The sequence below is a fragment of the Nocardia vinacea NBRC 16497 genome (assembly GCF_000308835.1).
GTDB lineage: Bacteria > Actinomycetota > Actinomycetes > Mycobacteriales > Mycobacteriaceae > Nocardia > Nocardia vinacea.
This window is the reverse complement of record NZ_BAGN01000427.1, coordinates 79959-85985: the sequence shown is the minus strand read 5'-3', so window position 1 is coordinate 85985 and position 6027 is coordinate 79959. Positions and strand designations below refer to the sequence as shown.

Below are 6027 nucleotides of genomic sequence, written 5' to 3'. Positions count from 1 at the left end.
GTCGATCGGTTGCTGGTCGATGGGCTGTTGCTGATCGGCGGGTGCCTGCTGATCGATGGGCGCCTGTTGGTCTACGGGGAACTGCAGGTCGATCGGTTGCTGGTCGATGGGCTGTTGCTGATCGGCAGGTGCCTGCTGATCGATGGGCGTCTGTTGGTCCATGGGGAACTGCAGGTCGATCGGTTGCTGGTCGACGGGTGCCTGCTGGTCGACGGGTGCCTGCTGGTCGACGGGTGCCTGCTGGTCGACGGGTGCCTGCTGGTCGACGGGTGCCTGCTGGTCGACGGGTGCCTGCTGGTCGACGGGTGCCTGCTGATCGACAGGCTGTTGCTGATCCACAGGTGGTTGCTGCTGATCCACCGGTTGCTGGTCAACCGGCAGCTCGAAGCCGGGAATTTCGATCGGCCCCTGCGGCTGTTCGAGACCGGGAATCCCGCCCAGCTGATTCATGATGTCGTCGAATCCCTGACTCAGCTGTGCCGACGTATCCTGCGGATCCGTCGTGGTGCCACCGCAACCCGCGGCTCCGCCAAGCTGGTTCATGATGTCTTCGAATGGGTTTTCCTGTGACAATTTTCGCCCTCCATGGGTCTCTGTCGTCGAATTGTGGATGGGCCAATCCACGTCTGGACTTCCCGGTACCAATGGCTCGTGATCTATGGTCCGGGCATACGACGGCAGGAAATAGACACCTGAGGTGGAGCAAACCCACACCCTTGGAGGCGGGCATTCGCCCCGAAGGTGAACGCTGTGGCCGCCTGCGACGTCAACCGCGTCCATTGTCGTAGAGACGGCGGGAAGACGACTCGCCTAGCGCGTAGGGGTGGTGGAATGCGTTTGGGTAGTCGAAGAAGGTGTCGCACCCGGGGTATTGCCTGCGGTGGTGGGGGCGCCGAGGCTGGTCTCGATATAGGGCTTCAAAAGGGTCTCCCACGCGGCCTTCATTCGGGTGTACTCATCGGGACACCCGGCAGCACGCTGATATGGCAGGTACCCCTTTTTCTCTGGCTCACCCGGTTTGTTCACGAGCGCGTCCAGCACGTTGGGGTTGGAGCCGTAGGCCCAGCACTCCAGGTTGTAGGCGCGTACCTGGTCGAGCGAGTGTTCGTCGGCGAAGCTGCGCGCATCGAGACTTGCCGGATCATCGGAGATGTCGAACCAGAAGTCGGCTGCCGCGGCTACGCTACCGGCACCGAGGGGACCGGGGATGGTCAATAGGACCAAGGCGCCGAGCTGGTCCGCGGAGTCCTCTTCACGGCCTGTCGCGGGGAGCGAATACAGGTTGATCGCCATGTGTGCGGACTCGTGGAAGGTGATCATGCGAGTTACGCCGTCGAAGTAAAGGTTGAAAATATCAGTAGTTCCCATGTAATTCGCATTCGCAGGATTCGCGGCTTGCAGCTTCGCGTATCTCTCGGCGACCGCGAACATCTCGTAACAGAGGATGAGCGACTGGTTCTTCGGGTCCCAGTACGCGTTGAACTCGCCACATTCCTTGGCGATGACGGGAATGTCCTTGGGGAGCTTGTACATCGTCCCGAGGGCATCGGTAAGCTCTTCGAGGACCTTGTTGTCTTGAATGGCCGTCTTGCCTTCTTTGGCAAGGTCCGAAGCCATCGCACGCTCGTACTTGGGCACGAACTTTCCGGTGTCCGCCACCTTGCTCGTAGTCGCGGCGCTTGTCGTCCCCTGCGACGCCGGCTTTCCGTCGTTATCCGAGGAACATGCCGTGGTCGTCGCGGCCAATATGGCCACCGCCCCGGCCCATCGACACCATTTGGGAATCATGCAATACGCCTCTCCAAGTCGCAGGGCGCCCGCTACGCGATGATTGCTAAATGGTAGCAAGGTCGTGTGCTCGGCATGCTGGGTTTTCCTCGCATCGTTGAAGCGTCGCCTCGGGCTCGAGCGTTTGCCGAGGTCATCGGTAACCTATGTGGTCGCTCACTCTCGACTACTCGATTTTTCGGTCGCACCGACAGGCGGACAGCGGCATTGCTGCCGCGTAACCGGATGACCGGCTGTGGCGTGCTCGCCACGCCGACGTCCGGGTCAGTGCAGGTATATGGTCAGCGCCGCAGCCCAGCAGGCGAGCAGCCAGATGTCGGTGAAAGGCGCGGCCACCGTGGGCTGGTGCGTACTTCCATGAAGTACTGGATGACGAGTCGCCCCTTGACGACTGCCATGGTCGACACGGCGTCAGCTCGGGGTGCTGCGCTGGGTCAACAGCATCATCAGGCCGACTTCACGGCTCTGGGTGTCGATCATGTCGCGTGCCGCCTGTTTGACGATGCCGCTGGACAATTGACGCTCGGCCGCCTGGGCCATTTGGATGCCACCGGCATGGTGGCGCTGCATGAGTTGCAGGAACAGCGCTCCCGCGTCGGTACCGCGCGCCGCCGCCAGTGCGTCGAGTTCGGCCTGGGTCGCCATACCGGGCATGAGGTCGCCGGACGCGGCGGCGGTGCTGGTCGCGTGCTGGTGCTGGGTGAGGTTCGTTTGGTCGGCGTGCATCCACGCCATCGGGTGCGGATTGATCGTGACCACGCGGGCCATGCGCAGCCAGCCGAGCAACATGCCGATCTCGGTGCGCTGGGTGTCCGAAATCTGTTGTGCCAGTGTCCGTATCGTCGGATCGACGCCGGTGTCGAGTCGCTGCGTCATGACCAGTGCCTGGCTGTGGTGCGCGACCATATCCTGCGCGAAGCCGATCTCGGTACTGCTGAGGACGGGCGGTGCGGGCTTGTCGTCGGTTATCAGCAGCGGACGGATGGCCGCGCCGACCGCCAGCAGCAGCACGGCCAGGCTGACGAGTGCGGCACTGCTGATCCAGGTCCGCCGGGTCATGAGCCCATGGTCGACTGCTGGTCGGCAGGCGGGGTGTAGACGCTCGAATCCAGTTGCAGCGCAAGGAATCCATTATCGGCACAGGTCGTCCACAATTGGTTGCCACGCCATTCGGGCGCGGAGAAGCACCAGTCCGAGGAGAGATCGCCGAAGGTGAGCATGCCGGTGCGCGGACCGGCGGCCTCGGACATATCGAACTGGCCCTGCAATATGGTCTGGACCACCGTCGGGGAAGCGAGCAGCGGTGGGCCGATGATCGAGGCGAGTGCGTGCGGCGAGTTCGTCAGCTCGGTGTTGTGCCCAGTGTGCGCGGGCGGGTTGTAGTAGGCGATCTCGCGGATGTCGAGCGGGTCGTGGACGTCGAATACGCGGATGCCGGAAGAGGTCCAACTGCAGGCCAGTGCGGTGGGATCGGCAGGCCGATCCGCGGCGCAGTAGTGCGCGTCGTAGGCGAACAGCGAGCCGCCCGCAGCGGAAGCCATTGCGATGTCCTGGTTCTGAGGCAGATCGATCTCGAGTTTGATGGTGTTGCGCAGGCGTGGATTCGTTGCGTCGGAGACGTCGAACAGCTTCACGCCGCCGGATCCGGCCTCATTGGTGGTGAAGACATACGGCGTGCCTCGATATGTGACCGGGATATTGTGCTGGGTGGCCCAGCCGTCGGTCCAGGCGATGTTGGCCAACTGGCGCACTTGCGGATTGGTATCGCGGCGCTGGACAGCGCTGATGTCGAGGACCATGAGTCCGCCGAAGTTATTGGCGAGATACATGGTGCTGCCGTCGGGGCTGAATCCGAAGCCGTGCATGGATAATCCGGGCAGGTTCTGCCAGATGACGCGCGGATCGGCCGGATCGGTGAGATCGACCGCACTGACCAGGCCCGGGGCGACGCCCGAGCTCCAGTAGGTGTTGCCGTCGGGGGAGAAGCCGCCCTCGTGTGCGGTGATCGGCAGTGGCATGTTCAAACTGGTCCCGGTGCCCGGGTTGAGCAGCCGAGGGTGCGCGCAATCGGAGATGTCGTAGACCGAAAGCAGACCGGCGCCGGTCAGGAACGGCGCGCCCGTGCCGACGAGCAGCTTGCGAGTTTCGTTGACCTTCAAGCTTTCCCATGTGCCGGCCAGCATCGCCGGTTCGTCCAACGTTTCGGTCAGCACCGGCGCGGTGGGATCGGAGACGTCGAGCACCTGCACACCTTGTTCGGGCCCCAGCAGGTTGCCCGGGAAGAAGGTACCGATGTAGACGCAGTGGTCGAAGCTGACCGAGGAGATACCCCCGCCGCGCCCTGCGTAATTGCCGACCTGCGACATATTGCAGCGGTAGCCGAGGGTGCTGCGGCCGTTGTTCCGGTCGGCGGCGGGTACATCGCCCTGGTGTCCGGATTCCGGGTCGGAGCCGGGGCCGCACTCGGCGCGGGCAACGGCGATATCGGTGAGCCCGGAGATTTCTCGAACACTTCCGGTCATATCCGACTGCGGTTGGGCGGCAAGGGTTCCGGTCGGCAGCAGTAGTGCCGTGGCCGCGACCGTCACCAGGGAACGCCGAGCCAGGGGGAGCAACGATGATGTCATGGTGGCCCTCGGGGAAGAGGGTGCCTTTCGTGTCGGTCGTTCCGGTCGGCCGCGGGGCTGGTGGTCCGTCGATCGGCGGCTACGGAAATCCATTGAGATGCGACTGCCGCGGTGGCGGCTGTGCGATCTCACAATCCGGACTGTGCTGTCCGGTTACTACTCGGTAGTGTGCGCGAGGCGCCATCCGGAGTCAAGACCTGTGCTGCTCATACCAGCGGGGGTCCCTACCCCAGCTGATCCAACAGCGCACGAGTTGCGTCGATGGCCGGCCGGATCCGGTCGGCATGACCGATGCCGCTGCGCGCCTCGGTCAGTTGCGGAATCTCGAGACCGACCACGGTGCTGGGCGGAATCGCGGAGAGGATCTCCGACAGCGGTAGCTCGCCGGCGCCCGGTGCCAGCCGCTCCGTCATTGATTCCTCCATGTAGTCCGGGATGGCCGGATAGCGAGGAACGTCGCAGATCTGAACGTAGCCAATGAGATTCGGATCCAGTGCGGCCAGGTCACTCGGGATGGCACCGGATCGGATCAGATGCATCGTATCGATCAGCAGCCGGAAGTCGGGACGTCCGACGTGGCGCACGGCCGCCAGCGCCGTCGGGAGATCGGCGACCGTCAGTGCAGGCGCGAATTCCGTGGTGGTCTCGATGCCTGCCTGCGCCGCCATTTCCGCCATGATCGCGAATTGATCGAATGTCCGCCCGAGGTCCGGATCCAGGCTGACCACATTTATCCGCCGCCCGCCCAGTTCGTGCAGCGCCTCGATCTCCGGTGCGCGATCGCGTGCCTCGACTCCCGGCCGGACTATGAAACCCTCGCCCAGTGAGATCGTGACGCCGCGATTCCGCAGGGCAGCGCCCATTTCGCGGCGCAGCTTCGGATCGGTCGAAAGCGAAAAGTGCGGATAGCCCAGCGGGCTGGTCCCGGTGCTCTGCAGTGACGTCGATATGTTGTGGACGCCCAGATCCGCTGCCAGGTCGACGAATTCGATCCGTGGCAGGCCGAAGACGCTGAGATGTTCTATGCCGATGCGCTCCATGCGCTTCCCCGTTCGAAGTGCTGGCTAGTCGGCATTCTCACCCGCGAGGAAGCGCTGCCAGACCGCATGATCCGTACGCTGGCCGCCGGGTGTATCCGCACCATATCGGGTGATCTCCGCCGCGAGATCGAGCGGCATGGTCGGCGCGGTCATACCTCGCAACTCCTGTTCGATCGCGGCATCCGGCACCAGCCAGCACACTTCGAATTCGATGCCGTCGGGGTCGGCTCCGTACAGCGATTTGGTGACCGCGTGATTCGATGCTCCGGTCAGGGCGTCCGCCGCTCGCAGTGCATCCTCGACCCGCCCCAACTCGCGCAGCGTGTCCACCTCCCAGGCCAGGTGGTACAGCCCGACTCGTCCGGTGCGATGCGTAGCGGCCGGTTCGGTGGATCGGAACAAACCCAGGTCATGGTCGTTGGCCGAACCGGCCGCCTGCAGGAAGACCCCACCCGGAATAGCGCCGATCTGTCGGAAGCCGAGGACCTCGCGGTAGAACGTGGCCGAGCGCTCCACATCGGAGACGAACAGGACGGCATGGTTCAGGCGCTGGACTGGCACGAAAGTTGCTC

General features: G+C 63.9%; 6 protein-coding genes. 1 reads left to right on the top strand and 5 read right to left on the bottom strand.

From position 1 onward, the window contains the following. On the top strand, positions 1 to 570 hold a 570-nt coding region (locus tag ON44_RS45255), incomplete at its 5' end, for a hypothetical protein (RefSeq protein WP_040701602.1). 240 nt (positions 571 to 810) lie between these two features. Here ON44_RS45255 and ON44_RS45250 read toward each other — a convergent pair. From ON44_RS45250 to ON44_RS45230, 5 genes are all read right to left on the bottom strand, one after another. After that, complete coding sequence (locus tag ON44_RS45250) at positions 811 to 1788, bottom strand: DUF4344 domain-containing metallopeptidase (protein ID WP_083898579.1); 978 nt, start codon at positions 1786 to 1788, stop codon at positions 811 to 813. 411 nt (positions 1789 to 2199) lie between these two features. After that, positions 2200 to 2847: a DUF305 domain-containing protein gene (locus ON44_RS45245; RefSeq protein ID WP_040701601.1), complete on the bottom strand. Its 648-nt coding sequence runs from the start codon at positions 2845 to 2847 to the stop codon at positions 2200 to 2202. Further along, positions 2844 to 4415: an LVIVD repeat-containing protein gene (locus ON44_RS45240; protein WP_040701600.1), complete on the bottom strand. Its 1572-nt coding sequence runs from the start codon at positions 4413 to 4415 to the stop codon at positions 2844 to 2846. The genes ON44_RS45245 and ON44_RS45240 overlap by 4 nt, the downstream gene beginning before the upstream one ends. A gap of 224 nt (positions 4416 to 4639) precedes the next feature. After that, on the bottom strand, positions 4640 to 5455 hold the full coding sequence (locus ON44_RS45235) for a sugar phosphate isomerase/epimerase family protein (RefSeq protein ID WP_040701599.1): 816 nt from the start codon (positions 5453 to 5455) through the stop codon (positions 4640 to 4642). A 24-nt stretch (positions 5456 to 5479) separates the two neighbouring features. Beyond that, entirely contained in the window at positions 5480 to 6016 is a 537-nt protein-coding gene (locus tag ON44_RS45230) for a VOC family protein (RefSeq protein WP_040701598.1), read from the bottom strand. Positions 6017 to 6027 lie beyond the last annotated feature (11 nt).